The organism is Oceanisphaera sp., from assembly GCF_052084945.1.
GTDB lineage: Bacteria > Pseudomonadota > Gammaproteobacteria > Enterobacterales > Aeromonadaceae > Oceanimonas.
Window position 1 is genome coordinate 1 of sequence record NZ_JBQDEX010000053.1, and the last position, 17188, is coordinate 17188.

General features: G+C 47.9%; 16 protein-coding genes. 6 read left to right on the forward strand and 10 right to left on the reverse strand.

Going from position 1 to position 17188, the window contains the following annotated elements; all coding sequences use genetic code 11:
• Positions 1-189 precede the first annotated feature (189 nt).
• The 3 genes from hpt to ACTHY5_RS06635 all read left to right on the forward strand — a co-directional run bounded on the left by hpt (position 190) and on the right by ACTHY5_RS06635 (position 2554).
• Complete coding sequence (gene hpt, locus ACTHY5_RS06625) at positions 190-720, forward strand: hypoxanthine phosphoribosyltransferase (RefSeq protein ID WP_441877982.1); 531 nt, start codon at positions 190-192, stop codon at positions 718-720.
• Positions 721-860: 140 nt separating this feature from the next.
• A complete protein-coding gene (locus ACTHY5_RS06630) occupies positions 861-1784 on the forward strand; it encodes an ABC transporter ATP-binding protein (protein ID WP_441877984.1) in 924 nt (307 codons plus the stop codon).
• Complete coding sequence (locus ACTHY5_RS06635; RefSeq protein WP_441877986.1) at positions 1781-2554, forward strand: ABC transporter permease; 774 nt, start codon at positions 1781-1783, stop codon at positions 2552-2554. Before ACTHY5_RS06630 ends, ACTHY5_RS06635 begins: the two co-directional genes overlap by 4 nt.
• Before the next feature lie 57 nt (positions 2555-2611).
• On the opposite strand, the gene ACTHY5_RS06640 is transcribed toward ACTHY5_RS06635, so the two are convergent.
• From ACTHY5_RS06640 to dksA, 8 genes are all read right to left on the reverse strand, one after another.
• Positions 2612-3217, reverse strand: a complete 606-nt coding sequence (locus ACTHY5_RS06640) for a GNAT family N-acetyltransferase (protein ID WP_441877988.1) — start codon at positions 3215-3217, stop codon at positions 2612-2614.
• A gap of 302 nt (positions 3218-3519) precedes the next feature.
• A complete protein-coding gene (gene panD / locus ACTHY5_RS06645; RefSeq protein WP_425435404.1) occupies positions 3520-3906 on the reverse strand; it encodes an aspartate 1-decarboxylase in 387 nt (128 codons plus the stop codon).
• A 57-nt stretch (positions 3907-3963) separates the two neighbouring features.
• On the reverse strand, positions 3964-4809 hold the full coding sequence (gene panC, locus ACTHY5_RS06650; RefSeq protein ID WP_441877990.1) for a pantoate--beta-alanine ligase: 846 nt from the start codon (positions 4807-4809) through the stop codon (positions 3964-3966).
• 29 nt (positions 4810-4838) lie between these two features.
• Complete coding sequence (gene panB / locus ACTHY5_RS06655; RefSeq protein ID WP_441877992.1) at positions 4839-5633, reverse strand: 3-methyl-2-oxobutanoate hydroxymethyltransferase; 795 nt, start codon at positions 5631-5633, stop codon at positions 4839-4841.
• 14 nt (positions 5634-5647) lie between these two features.
• Entirely contained in the window at positions 5648-6139 is a 492-nt protein-coding gene (gene folK / locus ACTHY5_RS06660; protein WP_441877994.1) for a 2-amino-4-hydroxy-6-hydroxymethyldihydropteridine diphosphokinase, read from the reverse strand.
• On the reverse strand, positions 6136-7458 hold the full coding sequence (gene pcnB / locus ACTHY5_RS06665) for a polynucleotide adenylyltransferase PcnB (protein ID WP_441877996.1): 1323 nt from the start codon (positions 7456-7458) through the stop codon (positions 6136-6138). Before pcnB ends, folK begins: the two co-directional genes overlap by 4 nt.
• A 103-nt stretch (positions 7459-7561) precedes the next feature.
• Positions 7562-8485: a tRNA glutamyl-Q(34) synthetase GluQRS gene (gene gluQRS / locus ACTHY5_RS06670; RefSeq protein ID WP_441877998.1), complete on the reverse strand. Its 924-nt coding sequence runs from the start codon at positions 8483-8485 to the stop codon at positions 7562-7564.
• 6 nt (positions 8486-8491) lie between these two features.
• Positions 8492-8944: an RNA polymerase-binding protein DksA gene (dksA, locus tag ACTHY5_RS06675; protein ID WP_441878000.1), complete on the reverse strand. Its 453-nt coding sequence runs from the start codon at positions 8942-8944 to the stop codon at positions 8492-8494.
• 290 nt (positions 8945-9234) lie between these two features.
• Between dksA and sfsA the strand changes: the two genes are divergently transcribed.
• A complete protein-coding gene (gene sfsA / locus ACTHY5_RS06680) occupies positions 9235-9996 on the forward strand; it encodes a DNA/RNA nuclease SfsA (RefSeq protein WP_441878001.1) in 762 nt (253 codons plus the stop codon).
• Positions 9997-10012: 16 nt separating this feature from the next.
• Here sfsA and thpR read toward each other — a convergent pair whose 3' ends face one another.
• Positions 10013-10552, reverse strand: a complete 540-nt coding sequence (gene thpR, locus ACTHY5_RS06685; protein WP_441878003.1) for an RNA 2',3'-cyclic phosphodiesterase — start codon at positions 10550-10552, stop codon at positions 10013-10015.
• 54 nt (positions 10553-10606) lie between these two features.
• On the reverse strand, positions 10607-11998 hold the full coding sequence (locus ACTHY5_RS06690; RefSeq protein ID WP_441878005.1) for a diguanylate cyclase domain-containing protein: 1392 nt from the start codon (positions 11996-11998) through the stop codon (positions 10607-10609).
• A 231-nt stretch (positions 11999-12229) separates the two neighbouring features.
• On the opposite strand from ACTHY5_RS06690, the gene hrpB reads away from it, so the two are divergent.
• Together hrpB and mrcB are read left to right on the forward strand one after the other, a co-directional pair.
• The gene (gene hrpB, locus ACTHY5_RS06695) at positions 12230-14674 is read left to right on the forward strand and encodes an ATP-dependent helicase HrpB (RefSeq protein ID WP_441878007.1); all 2445 of its coding nucleotides are present in this window, start codon (positions 12230-12232) and stop codon (positions 14672-14674) included.
• Positions 14675-14676: 2 nt separating this feature from the next.
• Positions 14677-17010, forward strand: coding sequence for a penicillin-binding protein 1B (mrcB, locus tag ACTHY5_RS06700; protein WP_441878009.1), 2334 nt, complete (start codon positions 14677-14679; stop codon positions 17008-17010).
• The last annotated feature ends 178 nt before the right edge of the window (positions 17011-17188 follow it).

Genomic DNA, 17188 nt, shown 5'->3' on the forward strand with positions numbered 1-17188 from the left:
TCCATGGGGGCTCCGCCGCGCCCTCCCTGGCGCGGAGGGTCGACGGAGCAGACACCCTCTGCCTTCCCATTAGCACCGAGTTGTCTGAATGTGTCGGCGAATGCTGGCTCTTACATGCAGAGAGTCTGAAATTCCGTTAGAATACGCCTTTAATCACAGTCGGGTGCTGTTATCCCGAGCGGAGCGAACATGAAACACAGAGTAGATGTCCTGATTAGCACTGAAGAGGTTCATGCCAAGACTCAGGCCATAGGCGAGCAAATAAATAAACATTATCAAGGCGTTGATGAGTTGGTAATGGTGGGGCTGCTCCGCGGTTCTTGTATTTTTATGGCCGATCTCTGTCGTCAAATAACACTGCCAGTGCGACTCGATTTTATGACCGCGTCTAGCTACGGCAGTAGCATGGAAAGCAATCGTGATGTGCGGATCTTAAAAGACTTAGATGATGAGATTCACGGCAAGCATGTATTAATTGTCGAAGACATTATCGATACCGGTTACACCTTAAGTAAGGTAAAAGAAATACTATCGTTGCGCCAACCTGCTTCGCTGACCATTTGTTCGCTGCTTGATAAGCCTGAGCGGCGCGAAGTGGATGTCCCTGTTGATTGGGTAGGCTTTACGATTCCCGATGAGTTTGTAGTGGGCTATGGCATCGATTATGCCCAACGCTATCGTAACCTTCCTTATATTGGCAAGGTTATCCCGCTCGATTAATTTACTACAGCATAATACCAACCATCTTATCTTACTGGAACTAAAGCGCCGGGCTATCAGTTCGGTGCTCTTTTTGGGTTATAGCTTGCGCTTTAAAGCTGATAACTCTTTAAGGGGTGTCTTATTCTATGGAGCGATTAATGACCAAAGCATTGGAAATTACAGGCTTGCGTAAAACCTATGCCGGTGGCGTAGAAGCGTTGAAAGGTGTCGACCTTGATGTTGAACAAGGGGACTTTTATGCCCTGCTTGGGCCGAATGGCGCAGGCAAGTCGACCACCATTGGTATTATTTCGTCGCTGGTGAATAAGACCTCAGGCCAAGTAAAGGTCTTTGGTTTTGACTTAGATACCGAGCTTGAACAGGCTAAGTCTCAGATTGGCCTAGTGCCGCAAGAGTTTAATTTTAGCCAGTTTGAAAAAGTTGAAAATATCGTAGTTAATCAGGCCGGTTTATATGGTATTGAGCGTAAAGAAGCGAAAGTTCGCGCCGAACGTTATTTAAAACAGCTGGATTTATGGGATAAGCGTTATGTGCCGTCACGAACTTTGTCTGGCGGCATGAAGCGCCGCCTAATGATAGCGCGCGCGTTAATGCATGAGCCTAAGTTATTGATCTTAGATGAGCCGACCGCCGGTGTTGATATTGAAATTCGCCGTGCCATGTGGGATTTTTTAAAACAAATTAATGAGCAAGGCATCACTATTATTCTGACTACGCATTACTTAGAAGAAGCAGAGTTACTGTGTCGCCATATCGGTATTATTGATAAAGGCCGATTAGTAGAAAATACCAGTATGAAAGGGCTGTTAGGTAAGCTGACTGCTGAAACTTTTATTTTAGATCTTGCCGCCGATGGTCGAGAGCCTTTTCTATCGGGTATGCATTGGCAGTTGCTTGACTCACATACATTAGAAGTAGAAGTGCAAAAAGAGCAGGGCTTAAATCAGGTATTTGCTCAGCTTAATGAGCAAGGGGTGCGAGTGTTAAGTATGCGCAATAAGGCTAACCGCTTAGAAGAGCTGTTTGTGACCTTAGTTGAGAATGGGAGAGCAAGTGCATGAGTCATCATCGTTATTATGTGGCTTTCAAGAGTATACTGCACCGAGAGGTCGTACGTTTTGGCCGCATTTGGGTGCAAACCTTGGTGCCACCAGCCATAACCATGTCACTGTATTTTGTGATTTTTGGTAACCTGATTGGTGGTCGTATTGGTGAAATGGACGGCTACTCTTACATGGCGTTTATTGTGCCCGGTTTGATCATGATGTCTGTTATCACCAACTCTTACTCTAACGTGGCTTCGTCCTTTTTTAGCAGTAAATTTCAGCATAACGTTGAAGAGTTGTTAGTTGCACCTGTCCCCACTTATGTGATTATTGCCGGTTACGTTGGCGGGGGTGTGGTACGTGGCTTACTGGTGGGGCTGATTGTTAGCTTGGTGTCGTTGTTTTTTGTGGATTTACATATAGAGCATTTGTTAAGTGTGATTTTTACCATCTTTTTAACCTCGGTATTATTTTCACTTGCTGGCCTACTAAATGCCATTTACGCGCGTAGCTTCGATGATGTCAGCATTATCCCAACATTTATACTAACGCCGCTAACCTACTTAGGCGGGGTGTTCTATTCTATTAGTCTGTTGCCCGAGGTGTGGCAGACTATTTCACAGGTCAACCCGGTGTTGTATATGGTGAATGCTTTTCGCTATGGTTTTTTGGGTATTTCTGATGTGAGTTTAGGTATTGCCTACACCATTATTATTGGCTTTATTGGTGTGTTTTATAGCTGGGCTTGGTACCTTATTCACACCGGACGCGGGTTACGAACCTAAGCTCTTGCGGGGGGCTGTACGCTGTTTGGCGATTACTTACGGCGCATAGCGTACGGCTTAACGCATTTTCTTAAGCATCAACCAAGTTTGCGTACCCAGCAATAGCGGGGTAGCTGTGATATTAAAGCCTAAACTTTGATAAAACTGCACATTGCTGAGCTTATCGGTTTCTAAATAAAGGTTAACGCCCTCGGCTTGGTTGATGGCGCAGTCCATTAATTGACGACCTATGCCTTGGCGTTGCACATTCGGTGTTACCGCTAATGGGCCTAAGTGCCAGTGTGGAGTACCGGGGTCGAGCTTGGCCCAGTTATTCAGCCAGCTACAGGTTTTCAGTAAGCCCAGCGCAGAGTTACTGGTCAATAAAGTAGGTATCAATCGAAGAGTATCTTGCCAATTAGGTTGGCAAGATAGGGGCCGTAAACGGCCTAATACTCCCACCAGCTGATCATCAACATAGGCCCCAAGCAAGTCACCATTGCGATTGATGTAGGGCAGTAAGCCGTTAAAGAGTCGTGTTAGTCGATGCTGGCGCTTATTAGCAGCTTGGCCAAATACTGTTATATGTAACGGATTATCGGCCATGGCTAACGCGCAAAGCTGCGCCGCTGCTTTAACATCAGATGAAGGCAAAAGCGTAATATTGGGGGTATTTTTTTGCATATTATACTAATCTGGAAAACTAGCTGATCAGGTTTTATGGCTTCTGTAGGGTCGATTTCAATCGACTAAAAACCATAGCAAGGCCTAAAGAGGTCGAATAAATTCGACCCTACGCTCGGGGTAGATTGGTACAAAAGCAGATCTTTGTGCCTCCACCGCTCAACGTAAAAATAGATCATATATTTACTTAGATTGGTATTAGACGAAGTACTCCTAATGGCCTAATACTAAACACTGCCTAGCATACCAACAAAAACACCGAGCATCATGCTCGGTGTTTTATTTTTAACTGACCGCTGTGTTTAAGCCAATTGCAGCGGAATGTTCTTGCTGGTGCGAACAATATTGTTGTCTGCATCTAGGTAGACTAGGTTAGGATCATAGCTTTCAATTTGCTGCTCGCTCATGGGCGCATAGGCACAAATGATAATACGATCGCCAACGGCGGCTTTGCGTGCCGCTGCCCCGTTTAATGAAATCATCTTAGAGCCTCGCTCACCAGAGATGGCATAGGTATGAAAGCGCTCACCATTTTCAATATTATAAATATCAATTTGCTCGTATTCACGAATATTGACCGCATCGAGTAAGTCTTGATCGATGGCACAAGAGCCTTCGTAATTAAGCTCAGCGTGAGTGACTCGGGCTTGGTGTAATTTGCCTCTGAGCATGATGCGTTGCATATCCATTAATCTTATCTCCATGGTAATTAGTAAGCCGAGAGGGAATGGCCCTGCTAACAAAACTTATAAAGGGACGACTTGGTTATCTATCAATCTGGCTTTGCCAAGAAATGCTGCCATTAAAATCACCGCCGCTTGGCTGCGTTCAGTAATGGGGCCCAGGGTATTGGCATCCACTATATCTATGCTGTCTGTACGAAAGCCGAGGCTATTTAAATGAGCACTTGCTTGGTTGGCCAAGGCGGTCATATCAGACTGACCTGCAGTAATTTGTTCGGCAATATGGCGCATACTGGCGGCGAGCTCGGGCGCTTTTTTTAGTTCATCTGGGGTTAAGTAACCATTGCGTGAACTGAGCGCTAAGCCATTTGTGTCGCGCACTGTTGGCAAGCCGATGATATCAATCGGCATATTTAAGTCGCTTACCATAGTACGGATCAAGGCCAGCTGCTGGTAGTCTTTTTCACCAAAATATGCCACATCTGGCTGTACTAAATTAAATAGCTTGCAGACCACTGTGCTCACGCCATCAAAGTGCCCTGGTCTGAGTACACCTTCTAATACCTCGGCAATACCAGGCACAGTGACTCGAGTGTGTTGCTGCTGGCCATTGGGGTACATTAGTTCAGATGTTGGCGTAAACACCGCATCGGCAAGTGAGCCCAAGTGTGCGCAATCTTGCGCTAAAGTGCGTGGATAAGCAGTTAAGTCTGAGGCACTATCAAATTGCATTGGGTTAACAAAAATACTCACCACCACCTTATCGCAGTGCTGTTGTGCCGCTTTTACAAGCGCAAGATGACCTTGATGTAAGTTGCCCATGGTTGGCACAAAACCAATACGTAGGCCAAGTTGTCGCCAGTGGGTGATGGTATTTCTTAAGGCTGCAATATTATCAAGTAGCTGCATATCAGCAAAATACTCTCTGTTTAATTCGGTTAATTAAAGCTGTGCTCAGGGCCTGGGAAGCGTCCATCGGCTACATCATTAACATAAGCGGCAATGGCGGCGGGTACTTGACCGTGTTCAGCCAAAAAATTCTTGGTAAACTTAGGTACATAACCACTGGTTAAGCCTAACGCATCTTGCATTACCAGCACTTGACCATCGGTATCAGGGCCGGCACCAATGCCAATCACTGGAATCGAGAGCTGCTCACTTATCTCTTTTGCCAGTTGAGTCGGTACACACTCCAACACCAACAACTGGGCCCCTGCGGCGGCTAGCGCCTTGGCATCTTGCTTTATTTGCGCCGCTTGCTCTGCCGCTCGGCCTTGTAGCTTAAAGCCCCCAAACACATGCACCGATTGGGGGGTTAAGCCTAAATGACCACAAACGGGTACGCCTTGGCGGGTGAGCTGGGTGATTGTCTCTGTAAGCCAAGCGCCACCTTCTAACTTCACCATCTGGGCGCCCGCTCGCATTAAGCTGGCGGCATTGCTACAGGCTTGCTCTGGATTGCTGTAACTCATGAACGGTAAATCGGCGACAATCAACGCTTTTTCAGCGCCATTCGCCACACAGCGAGTATGGTAAGCCATGTCGTCTACCGTGACTTTTAAGGTGCTACTTTCACCTTGCAGCACCATGCCTAACGAATCACCAATTAATAGCGCATGCACACCGGCTTTATCGAATAATGCAGCAAAGCTGGCATCATAGGCGGTGATCATGGCAATTTTTTGCTGCTCTTGCTTCATGGCAAGCAGGCGGGCTGTGGTTATTTTACTCATGAGTTATTCCTTTACTACGACTGCGAAGGTAGAAGGGTCAGTCCATTAGTGGGGCAGGCTTGTATAAGCTCTGCCAGTACACTGCCACAAGGCAAAATTAAGTCAGGTGCTAAATCGGCCAAAGGATAGAGAACAAACTCGCGCTGTTTCATACCATAGTGAGGCACTGTCAGGCGCGGCTCATCCATAATAAGGTCGCCATACAGCAATATATCTAAGTCTAAGGTGCGTGGCCCCCATCGCTCATCTTTTCTCACTCGCCCCTGAGCCTGCTCTATGGCTTGCAGCGCATCGAGTAGTGCCAGAGGCGACAAAGCGGTATCAAATACAGATACCCCATTGGTATATAGCGGCTGATCGGCAGGCCCCATGGGTTGGCTTTGATACAGCGGTGAGTGCTGCAGTGTGCCCGCCTTAGCAAGTTCGGCTAAGGCGTGTTGTGCTGCGCTAATTTGCACTAAAGGCTGCTGTAAATTCGCCCCTAGGCCGATAAAAACCGTGGTCATGCTTCTTTTTTCTTACGCGGGCGCCGGCGTGGCCGCTTACGGGGCTTGCTTGAGCTATCACCAAATTTATTGTGTTTTGCTTTGGCTTGACGCGATAGTTGTTGACGATCAATGGGGTTTGCTTCTTGAAACTCAGTCCACCATTCGGCCAGCTCAGTCAGCTTAGGGTTTAACTCGGCTCTGAGCAGGAGAAAATCGTACCCAGCACGAAACTTAGGGTGCTCTAAAAGACGATGGGGGCGCTTGCCACTGCGTCTGTTAAGACGGTCTTGCAGCATCCAAATATCACGAACTACAGAGCTAAAGCGACGGGGAATCGCCACACTTTTTACTTGGCGGCTCAGCACTTCATCCATGGCCATCATAAAGGCGTCGTAATAGCTCAAGCCCCCTTCATGCATAAACTGCTGGGTGCGTGTTTCTACTGGGCCCCATAATAGTGCAGCATATAAAAAGGCCGGCGTGACGCGCATATTTTTTGCAAGACGCTCGTCGGTATTAGTCAGTGCTAATTCAAGAAAACGACCGTAGTTATTATCCCCTTGGCCCATCACTTCTGCAGCTTCTGGGAATAAAGGCGCAAACAAGCCGTAATACTTTAAGGTGCGATAGGTTTTTAGACCATAACCGGCCATTAGTAGCTTAAGAGTTTCTTCAAACAAGCGTGCCGGGGGTATATCCGACAGTAAAGGGGCCAGCTCGCGAATAGGCGCCTCGGTGCGCGGGCTAATAGTTAAGTCTAATTTGGCCGAAAAACGTACCGCACGGATCATGCGTACCGGATCTTCACGATAGCGTGTTTCAGGGTCCCCAATTAGCTCAAGTCGCCGTTCTTCTAAATCTTGTAGGCCATTAGAAAACCCCACCACACTGAAATCGGCAATGTTGTAATACAGGGCGTTAACACTAAAGTCACGACGCTCGGCATCTTCCTCAATGGTGCCATACACATTGTCGCGCAGTAACATACCTTCTGATGACTGAGATGACATGTCTTTGCTGTTATTGACTTGATGGTGATGGCCACGAAAAGTCGCCACTTCAATAATATCGCGACCAAATAAAATATGTGCCAAGCGAAAACGGCGACCTACCAAGCGGCTATTACCAAACAGCTGCTTCACTTGTTCTGGTGTGGCGCTGGTGGCAATGTCAAAGTCTTTGGGTTGTCTGCCCAGTAGCAAGTCACGCACCCCACCGCCGACCAAGTAGGCTTCGAAGCCAGACTTGTGTAGGCGATACAGTACTTTTAGGGCGTTTTCGCTGATTTGACTGCGCGAAATACCATGTTGGTCGCGCGTTAACACTAGGGGTTGCAAGGGCAACGCCTCCTGTTGTCGGGTCAGCAGCTTTTTACAAAAGCTAGCAATCTGGGAAAAAATAGGACACCTCGCAAGGCCTTAAGCTAAAAAAATTGGCGCACTATAATAGCGCAGAGTGGTGAAAATGCGAACTACCAACGCATGAGAGTTCAACATTGATTTTGTTTGGTACTTTGTCTAAGCGCCAATGATGACAAGCCCAGCTCAGCAACTCATTCACGTCGGCTTTGATTAACGATACCGGCGGCTGCTGCCCCAGAAAGCACAACGCTGACCATAACGCCTGGCTTGGATTATGAACATCCAATGCGGGGGCATGGTTTTGCTTCGACAATTTAAGGCCATCGTGAGATACAAGTGGCAAATGTAACCAATGAGGAACCGGCAGTTTAAGTAACCGATAAAGTGCAATCTGGCGACCTGTGGGCTCTAATAAATCTGCTCCGCGTACCACTTCGGTTATGCCTGCTTGTGCGTCGTCAACCACCACAGCCAAGTTATAAGCATAAAAGCCATCGCGGCGGCGCACAATAAAATCTTCTTCTGCCAAATCGCGATTAATGTTGATTGTGCCTTGCAGTTGGTCATCAAAGTGATAAACCGGCTGGTGCATTATCAAGCGTGTGGCAGCTTCTTTGCTACCTAATGCTAAGTGGCGACAATGACCATTATAAAATCCGCCACTGTGAGCAATCATCTTACGCGTGCAATGACAATAATAGGTTAGCTCTGCATCTGCCCAGCTGTCTAGAAGCGCCTGATAGGCATCAAGACGTTGGCTTTGGTACACCAAAGGGCCATCCCAATGTAAACCAAACGCATCCAGAGTACGCAGAATCGAATCTGCCGCGCCAGGTACTTCTCGCGGAGGATCTAAATCTTCGATACGCAGTAGCCATAAGCCTTGCTGACTTTTGGCTTGCAAATAACTGCCTAACGCAGCAATTAGTGAGCCAAAATGCAGGGGGCCACTCGGTGAGGGAGCAAAGCGCCCAATATAAGGCTTGGGCGCACGGTTATTCATACTCGCTTAGTAACCGGCCATTTGCTTTTCTTTGATTTCGGCCAAGGTTTTACAATCGATGCATAAATCGGCTGTAGGTCTGGCTTCTAGTCGACGAATACCGATTTCTACACCACAATGCTCGCAGAAGCCAAAGTCGTCTTCTTCGATTTGTTGCAGAGTTTTATCGATTTTTTTAATCAATCTGCGCTCTCTATCACGGGCGCGTAATTCAAGTGCAAACTCTTCTTCCTGAGCGGCCCTGTCCACCGGATCGGGGAAGTTGGCTGCTTCATCTTTCATATGGCCTACGGTGCGATCAACTTCTTCGCGCAATTGATTGCGCCAAGCACCCAGAATTTTACGAAAGTGCGTTTTCTGCTCTTCGTTCATGTATTCTTCGTCGGGCTTCGCCTGGTAGGGCTCAACACCGGCAATGGCCAGAATACCGAGAGATTTTTTGGTTTCAACTGCTGGCATTCCGTATCTCCTAAAAAGCTATAATAGCGCCAACCAATATTAAGAAGCGGCTATCTATACAGAAAGCGCGACAATAAGGCAATCGCGTATTGCCGTTTCTGTAAAAATAGTGCTGTAAACTTGATGTAACCCATTTTGTTACTGGTTAAGCGAACCGGATACTCAAAGTAACAGAGAGCCGCTTATTTGGTAACACAACCATATGGGGGCAAAAAGGCTCTTTTCAAGGGCGGTTAAGATGTATCCCGATATTAAATTTCTGTTTTAGATGATAAATGATAGGAGGTATTGTGCAGTTTTCTTCACCGTTACAACAGGGGCTGCTTATACAGCGTTATAAGCGCTTTTTAGCTGATATAAAGCCGAATATAACGTCCGCAGGGACAACACTAGGTGACACTATTACTATTCATTGTCCGAATACTGGCAAAATGACCGGCTGTGCTGAGCCGGGCTGGCCTGTGTATTATTCAACCTCTGATAATACCAAACGTAAATATGCTCATACATGGGAGTTAGTTGAAAACCCAGCAGGTGATTTTATATGTGTCAATACTGCACGGGCGAATTCATTGGTGGGCGAGGCACTCAAACTACGTATGATCCCAACTTTGGCGCATTATGGCGATATAAAAGCTGAACAGCCCTATGGTAATGAGCGTAGCCGAATCGATTTTTTATTGTGCCAAGCCGGTGAACTAGACTGTTATGTTGAAGTGAAAAGCGTCACTTTATTAGAGGACAATGCGTTATCTGACTCAGCTACTTGTCAGGCACAAGGGCGGGGCTTTTTTCCTGACACTAAAAGCGTGCGAGCACAAAAACATGTGCGAGAGTTGATGGCATGTGTACAAGACGGGCAGCGTGCTGTGTTGCTATTTTGTGTGTTGCATACCGGCATTAAGCAGGTCAGCCCAGCCCACCATCTTGACCCCGTATATGGGGCGTTAGTGTCTGAAGCCATCGCCATGGGCGTGGAGTGCATGGCTTGGCGTGCCGATATTTCGCCACAGGGCATGCGCTTGGTGCAAGAGCTACCGTTTGTAGAGTAGGGTAAAGTGACTAGTCCTAATCGCTTGTTTGTTCATTTAACGCCCACGACTCAAGTATTTCATAGTCAGAACCTTGTGCGCTGGGAATAGAGCGATATAGCGCCAGCTGAGTAAGGTGGTAGCTAATGGGGGTAATCGCGGGTAATGCGGATAACTCGGCTAAATTGTGAGGGCGAAATAAGGTAATGTGAGGTCGATATGCTTTATGAGGGGGAGCGAGCTTTAAGGAGCCGCATCGGTTATTAAGATCTTGGTAAAATGACATTAATGACTCAGGTATGTGCTTTGGCCCTATCCATACTGTTTTGGAACGGGTGAAACCGCCTAGCTGGTTAAGCGTTAACTGGCATTGTGGAAGCTGCATACGAGGAAGTTGTTTTAAGAGTGAGTTTAATTGAGAGTTATTGAGCTTGCCTAAAAAACGCAATGTTAAATGCAGTTGGTGACTAGGAGTACGAGGACCAGGTAAAGCCAGCCTATCTTGTAGCTTCTGTAGGGGCGCGGCGATAGCGTTTGCAGGAAACGCCAAGAATAAAGGACTCTTTTGAGTTAACAATGCACTTCCTTACTTGAGTGAGGCCAGTTTAGTGTGAGCATGTGCCACATTTTATTAGCCCCGCATGTCATCTGAAAAGAACGAAAACTGGTTTTTTCCCGACCATTTTGAATGATACATAGCCAAGTCCGCATTGCGCACTAACGCTTCACCGCTGTTGCCGTCTGTTGGACTAATGCTGATACCAATACTGGCACCCACTTTGGCTTGATATTGCTTTAATTGTACAGGAATACAGACTTGTTCAATGATTTTCTCAGCGATTAAACGTACACTTTCTTGATCTTCTATATGGGTTAAAATAATGGCAAATTCATCTCCCCCTAAACGACCCACGATGTCGCTCGCTCTTACGGTGTTTTGTAAGCGCTGTGCAATTTCTATTAATAAATGATCGCCCCCCTCATGGCCGACAGTATCATTGACACATTTAAAATTATCTAAGTCTAAATACAGCAACGCCAAGCAAGTATTATCGCGCTCAGTATAGCGTATGGCGGTGTTTAGTTGCTCTGTTATTGAGCGCCGATTAGCTAAGCCGGTTAGTTCATCATTAAAAGCCAGTTGCGCGAGCTGCAGCGTTTGTTTATCAACTAACGCCCGTAACCTGTCTGGTTCTAATAACATACGCCGTGCAATAAATGAAAATAAACTGGCTGCTAACAGGCTCAGCAAGATACCGACGAGCCATTGCGAAGGGAAATGAGTTTGCTGGCTAATTGCCATGTGCCATTCACCATTTGGGATACGAATATCTTTATTAACGATGAGTTGATGTAAATTGTGATTAGAGCGGGTAAATATATCTTCCTGAAGCGTATCTGGGTGAGTACGCGAGAGTTGATAGGCATATCCTTTTGCTTGTAGTTTATCGAGTTCAGTCAGTGACAGTAGCTCATCTAAATAGATCACGGCCATGGCAAATCCCCAAAATGCCGGTGCGCCTTTTCTTTCCAAAAAAATAGGTTTACGGCCTATAATACCGACTTTTCCTTGGCGCAGCATAAAGGGGCCAGACAAGGTGAGCAACCCACTGTTAATAGACTCTAATGCTTCTTTTTTTCGGTTGTCACTGTTCAATAAATGATGACCAATGGCCTCTTCATTACCCACCAAGGGGTAAATTCGCTCTATAATTCCGCGAGGTGCGAGTTGTAAGCTGGCCACGCCTCCTAAGGTTTGCAGTATACCTTCTGCAAACGCTTCAAAGTCATTAAGTTGCCCTTGGCTGCGCCGAACTTCGTGCGCCAAAATATAAGTGGTTGAGAGTGAGTGACTCAAGTGTCGCTCTATGGCGGCCACTTGTGCACTAATCACTTCTGTTAGTAATAGCCTTTGTTCATTTCGTTGTGCGGTAATACTCAAATGAGTATAGTAATATCCCGCAGCCAAGACTAAAATAAATATAATAAATGGATAAATGCTGCTGAGTCTTTTTTGAAACATCCCTGTTACCTTACTTTCTAAGAATACATATTAGGGTATTTGCTGTTCTTAGATAACGTTGACAGCATTGTCTTAAATAATTGTATTACTTTTACGTTAAATAACAATTTTATTTCAGTAACAGCCACCGCACTTATCTTGCTTGTGGCAGCGCGTGATTACCCCCTGTCATATAGCGCTGGGTCGGTCTTTTTGGCATAATATCTGAGTCACTTCCCCTTAGGTAATCTTGTGAATCAGCTGCCCATTGCTGAAGTACTGCCGCAACTGCACGCGGCGCTTTCGGCTTCTCAAATTATTATTGAAGCTCCGCCTGGAGCGGGTAAATCTACCTGGCTGCCATTGTGGCTATTAAAGCAACAGCAGATAACCGGGCGCATTATTATGCTAGAGCCCAGACGGCTGGCAGCCCGCAGTATTGCTCAGTATTTGGCGGCGCAATTGGGTGAAGCTCCCGGCGGGCAGGTGGGTTATCGGATGCGTGGTGAAAGTCGAGTAGGCAAACAAACTCGATTAGAAATAGTCACCGAGGGCGTACTCACTCGTATGTTGCAGGCAGATCCTGAGCTAAGCGGTGTTGAGATGCTGATCTTTGATGAATTTCATGAGCGCAGCTTACAAGCGGATTTGGCATTAGCATTTGCCTTAGAGTGCCAAGCGTTGCGTGATGATCTCACCATTATCATCATGTCGGCCACCCTTGAAGGGCTGGCGCTCACCGAGCTGTTACCCGAGGCGGTCAGCATTAGCAGTGCAGGGCGCAGTTTTGCGGTTGACGTAAGTTACCAGCCGCGCAATCAACACACCAGACTAGATGAAGCTATGGGGCGTGCCATTTTGATGGCCTTAACCCAACACAGTGGCAGCGCCTTGGCTTTTTTGCCCGGTGAGCGAGAGATTAATGCTCTGCTTACTTTGTTGTCGGATAAAACCGATTCTAATGTAGAGCTGAGGCCTTTATATGGTCGACTGTCTTTAGCAGAGCAACAAGCGGCAATTGCGCCTGCTGCGAATGGACGGCGTAAAGTGGTACTGGCGACTAATGTGGCAGAAACCTCCCTTACCATAGACGGCATTAGCATAGTAGTGGACTCGGGGTTAGAGCGCCGTGCTGAGTTTGAGCCGCAATCAGGTATGACCCGCTTATATAGCCGTCAAATAGGCCAAGCGTCTGCCACGCAACGTGCTGGCCGTGCTGGGCGCTTACAGCCAGGCCATTGTGTGCGGCTGTGGAGCCAAGAGCAGCAAGCGCGGCTCGCTCCGAGGCGCCCTGCTGAAATTGAGCAAAGTGATTTAGCCAGTTTTGTACTGGAATGTGCCGCGTGGGGCGCGCCGCCTGAGCAATTATCGCTATTAACGCCACCGCCGCCGCCCCTGTTGGCAGCGGCACATCATCAATTGGCGAAGCTTGGGTTATTAGCTGATGGAAAAATCACCGTCTTAGGGCAGCAAGTATGGCAACTTGGCTGCGAGCCCTGGCTGGGGCAGTTGTTACTTAGCGCTCACGCTTGGCAGCAACAAGGTCATCAGGGGGCCTTGGCCGATGGTGTGTATTTGGTGGCATTATTAGAAGAAGGGCATTGGGGGGCTGGGCCTTTATCGGGACAAATATTGGCACGGCAATCGTCATTAAAGCCATCGGCACGACGCTGGTTTAGCCGATTAACAGCCGCCGAATCTAAGCCCACTGGCCAGTATGTTGGTGCCTTATTGGCGAACGCCAGACCCGACTGGGTAAGTTTATTGCGCCCCCAGTCAGGCCGGCAAGCTCGTTATGGCTTAGCGGGGGGATTAAGTGCCGACCTGCCCCAAACCAGTCCCTTACAGGGAAAAGAAATGCTGGCAATAGCCGCTTTAGGGCGCAATGAGCTTGGGGTGTTTATTCAGGCCGCAGAGCCGGTCACCCTGTTGCAGTTACAGCAAGCGCTGCCTCATCATTTTGTGCACCGTGACCAATTACACTGGGATCAAGGCGCTAACCGAGTGCGCGCCGAGCAGCAGTGGTGCTTTGGTCAATTGATCTTACAGCGCAAACCACTACCCAAAATAAGCCCAGAGCAAAAAGCCCAGTGCTTACTCTTCGAAGTACAACGACGAGGCTGGTCGGCGCTACCATTGGACGAAGCCGCTCAGCAATATTGGCTGAGATTACAATTGGCCGGACAAAAGTTGGCCGATAACGGCTTTGCGCTGTGCGATGAAAATACCTGGTTGGCGCAAGCCGAACAGTGGTTATTGCCTTATTTGACGGGGCTTGGGCGTTGGGATGAGCTGGCGCGTCTCAACTGGAGTGATATTTTTAAAAGCCGACTAGACTGGTCACAGCAACAATTGCTGGATACCCTGCTACCCAGCGCTGTCACCTTGGCCACCGGCAGCCGAGCTCGTATTCGCTACCGGGCCAATGAAGACCCTATTTTGCCGGTGCGGTTACAAGAAATGCTAGGGCAGCCCCGTGGGCCTGAACTGGCGTATGGGCGCGTGCCGTTAGTGTTAGAGTTATTATCACCGGCACGGCGACCGCTACAAATTACCCGGGATTTGGCCGCGTTTTGGGCCGGATCTTATCAAGATGTAAAAAAAGAAATGCGGGGGCGCTACCCTAAACATCATTGGCCGGATGATCCCGCACAAGCCGCCCCAACGCGACACACCAAGAGGCATATAAAGCACTGATTATGGCAAAACAAACTGGTAAGAAAAAATCGAAAAAAAAGCCGGCAAAAACATCCCGCTCTTGGTGGGGGTTACTGCTTAAATTAACGCTGGTGTTTGCGGTGCTAATGGGTATTTTTGGTATTTATCTCGACAGCCAAGTCAGAGAGCGTTTTGATGGCCAAAAATGGGCACTCCCCGCATTGGTGTATAGCCGCCCGTTAGAGTTGTATCCTGATCAAAGACTGTCTCATGCACAAATGCTGCGTGAATTACAGTTATTGAACTACCGTAAAGTGGCCAATCCTAAGCGCCCCGGTGAATACTCGGTAGGTTCAAATCGCATTGAAATTTATCGACGCTCTTTTAACTTCTCTGATGGTGCTGAAAAATCACGTCGCTTCTTACTGAGCTTTTCCGGTCAGCGCCTCACGCGTATGCAAAACCCTGACAACGGCCGTGAGCTAGGCTATGGCCGTATGGATCCGGTATTGCTTGATCGATTAAACGTAGAAAAGCGCGAAGATCGTTTATTAGTTCGTCTTGATCAAATTCCCGAATTACTAAAAACAGCCCTGATCACGGTAGAGGACAGAGACTTTTACCAACACGGTGGTGTGTCGCCGCTGGCCATCTTGCGGGCACTGGTGGTGAATATTAAAGCCGGACGCACAGTGCAGGGGGGCAGTACGCTCACCCAGCAGCTCGCCAAAAACTTCTTTTTAACTCAAGACCGTAGCCTGTGGCGTAAAGTTCAAGAGGCCTATATGGCACTGATTATTGATTTTCGTTACAGCAAAGACGACATACTCGAAGCCTATTTTAACGAGGTCTACCTTGGGCAAAACGGTAACCAGGGAGTATATGGGTTTGGTTTGGCCAGTTACTTCTACTTTGGCGTACCGCTCAATGAGTTAAACCCGGATCAAATCGCCCTTATGGTGGCGCTGGTGAAAGGGCCGTCTTTTTATGATCCTTGGCGCAACAGTGAGCGCGCCCAAAAACGTCGAGATTTGGTCTTGCGGCTATTAGCCAACGATGGCCATATCGACCGAGAAACCTACGAGCAAGCCAGCAGCACGCCACTGCGCCTCATTGAGCGCGGCCAAATGGGCTATGGTCGCACGCCTGCCTTTATGGGGCTGCTACGCCAAGAGTTGCAAGACCGCTTTGGTGGCGAGTTTTTACGACAAAATGGCTTAAAAATCTTTAGTAGTCTCGATCCTATTGCCCAGCATAGTGCCGAGCAGGCCATTAGTGAGCAATTAGCGCAGCTAAAAAATCGCACCAAAAAACAAGATTTAGAAGCAGCCATGGTGGTAACCAACTGGCGCAAAGGAGAAGTGAGCGCCGTGGTAGGTGGGGCTGATCCTAGCTTTGCTGGTTTTAACCGCGCCCTGGCGGCGCGCCGCCCTATAGGTTCGTTAATTAAACCGCCAGTTTATGCACAAGCCCTAGCAGATGGCTTTACCTTAGGCTCCGCCATTGAAGATAAGCCCATTAGTTTGCGCAGCGCCGGCGGGCAAGTCTGGAAGCCCAATAACTATGACCGCCAGTTTCGTGGTCAGGTGATGTTAGTGGATGCTTTGGCTAAATCATTGAACGTACCTACGGTCAACTTAGGCATGGCCGTTGGGCTAGATAAGGTGATTAAGGGATTAAAGCGCATGGGCGTGAGACAAGACATACCGGCTTATCCTTCACTGCTACTGGGTACGCTGGAGCTAACGCCACTGGAGGTCAATCAGCTGTATCTTACTCTGGCCAATCAGGGGCTTTATCAGCCGTTAACTTCAATTCGAGCCATTCAAGATGATGAGGGTGAATTGTTATATCAACATAATGCTAAAGCCACACAGGTATTGTCGCCTGAAGCGGGATACTTAGCGCTTTATGGTATGACGCGCGTGGTGGGCGGTGGTACGGCCTCACATTTAGCGGCGCGTTTCCCTAATCGTAATATGGCGGGCAAAACCGGTACCACTAATGACTTGCGTGATGCTTGGTATGCAGGGTTAGATAACGAAGAGCTCGCCAGTGTTTGGATTGGGCGTGACAATAACGGTGTGACAGGCCTAACCGGCGCTAGTGGTGCGCTGCGGGTGTATAGCCGCTATTTAGATAGTCGTGGAGTCGACTCACTACAACTGAGAGCGCCGGCGGGTATTAATCAGATTAACTTTGCTTATAGTGACGGCATGCCTGCAGATCCGCGTTGTGAAGAAACGCGCTTATTACCGGCGCAGTCGGCAGGCTTACCCAGCATTCGTGGCTGTGAGCCCAGCATGCCTTCGTTACCTGAGGCGGGGGAAAAAGTGGGAGATTGGTTAAAAGATATTTTTAACTTTGCACGTTAAGGCGTTTTCTATCATGATCTGCGCAAAATCCTCATGAGCGAATAATTGAGCTTTAAAAACAAAAGGGGCCTGCTGAGATATCAGCAGGCCCCTTTATTTTAATAAACGTAAGGTATGAGTGTTATACCAATCTGTAAAACTAACTGATCAAAACTTTTCGCCACGGAATCCACGGAAG

Coding starts and splice junctions, on each gene's coding strand:
- mrcB (WP_441878009.1), top strand. CDS start 14,677: ATGGCAAAACAAACTGGTAAGAAAAAATCGAAAAAAAAGCCGGCAAAA.
- ACTHY5_RS06640 (WP_441877988.1), bottom strand. CDS start 3,217: ATGCAAAAAAATACCCCCAATATTACGCTTTTGCCTTCATCTGATGTT.
- hpt (WP_441877982.1), top strand. CDS start 190: ATGAAACACAGAGTAGATGTCCTGATTAGCACTGAAGAGGTTCATGCC.
- ACTHY5_RS06690 (WP_441878005.1), bottom strand. CDS start 11,998: ATGTTTCAAAAAAGACTCAGCAGCATTTATCCATTTATTATATTTATT.
- gluQRS (WP_441877998.1), bottom strand. CDS start 8,485: ATGAATAACCGTGCGCCCAAGCCTTATATTGGGCGCTTTGCTCCCTCA.
- ACTHY5_RS06630 (WP_441877984.1), top strand. CDS start 861: ATGACCAAAGCATTGGAAATTACAGGCTTGCGTAAAACCTATGCCGGT.
- panB (WP_441877992.1), bottom strand. CDS start 5,633: ATGAGTAAAATAACCACAGCCCGCCTGCTTGCCATGAAGCAAGAGCAG.
- panD (WP_425435404.1), bottom strand. CDS start 3,906: ATGGATATGCAACGCATCATGCTCAGAGGCAAATTACACCAAGCCCGA.
- panC (WP_441877990.1), bottom strand. CDS start 4,809: ATGCAGCTACTTGATAATATTGCAGCCTTAAGAAATACCATCACCCAC.
- ACTHY5_RS06635 (WP_441877986.1), top strand. CDS start 1,781: ATGAGTCATCATCGTTATTATGTGGCTTTCAAGAGTATACTGCACCGA.
- dksA (WP_441878000.1), bottom strand. CDS start 8,944: ATGCCAGCAGTTGAAACCAAAAAATCTCTCGGTATTCTGGCCATTGCC.
- folK (WP_441877994.1), bottom strand. CDS start 6,139: ATGACCACGGTTTTTATCGGCCTAGGGGCGAATTTACAGCAGCCTTTA.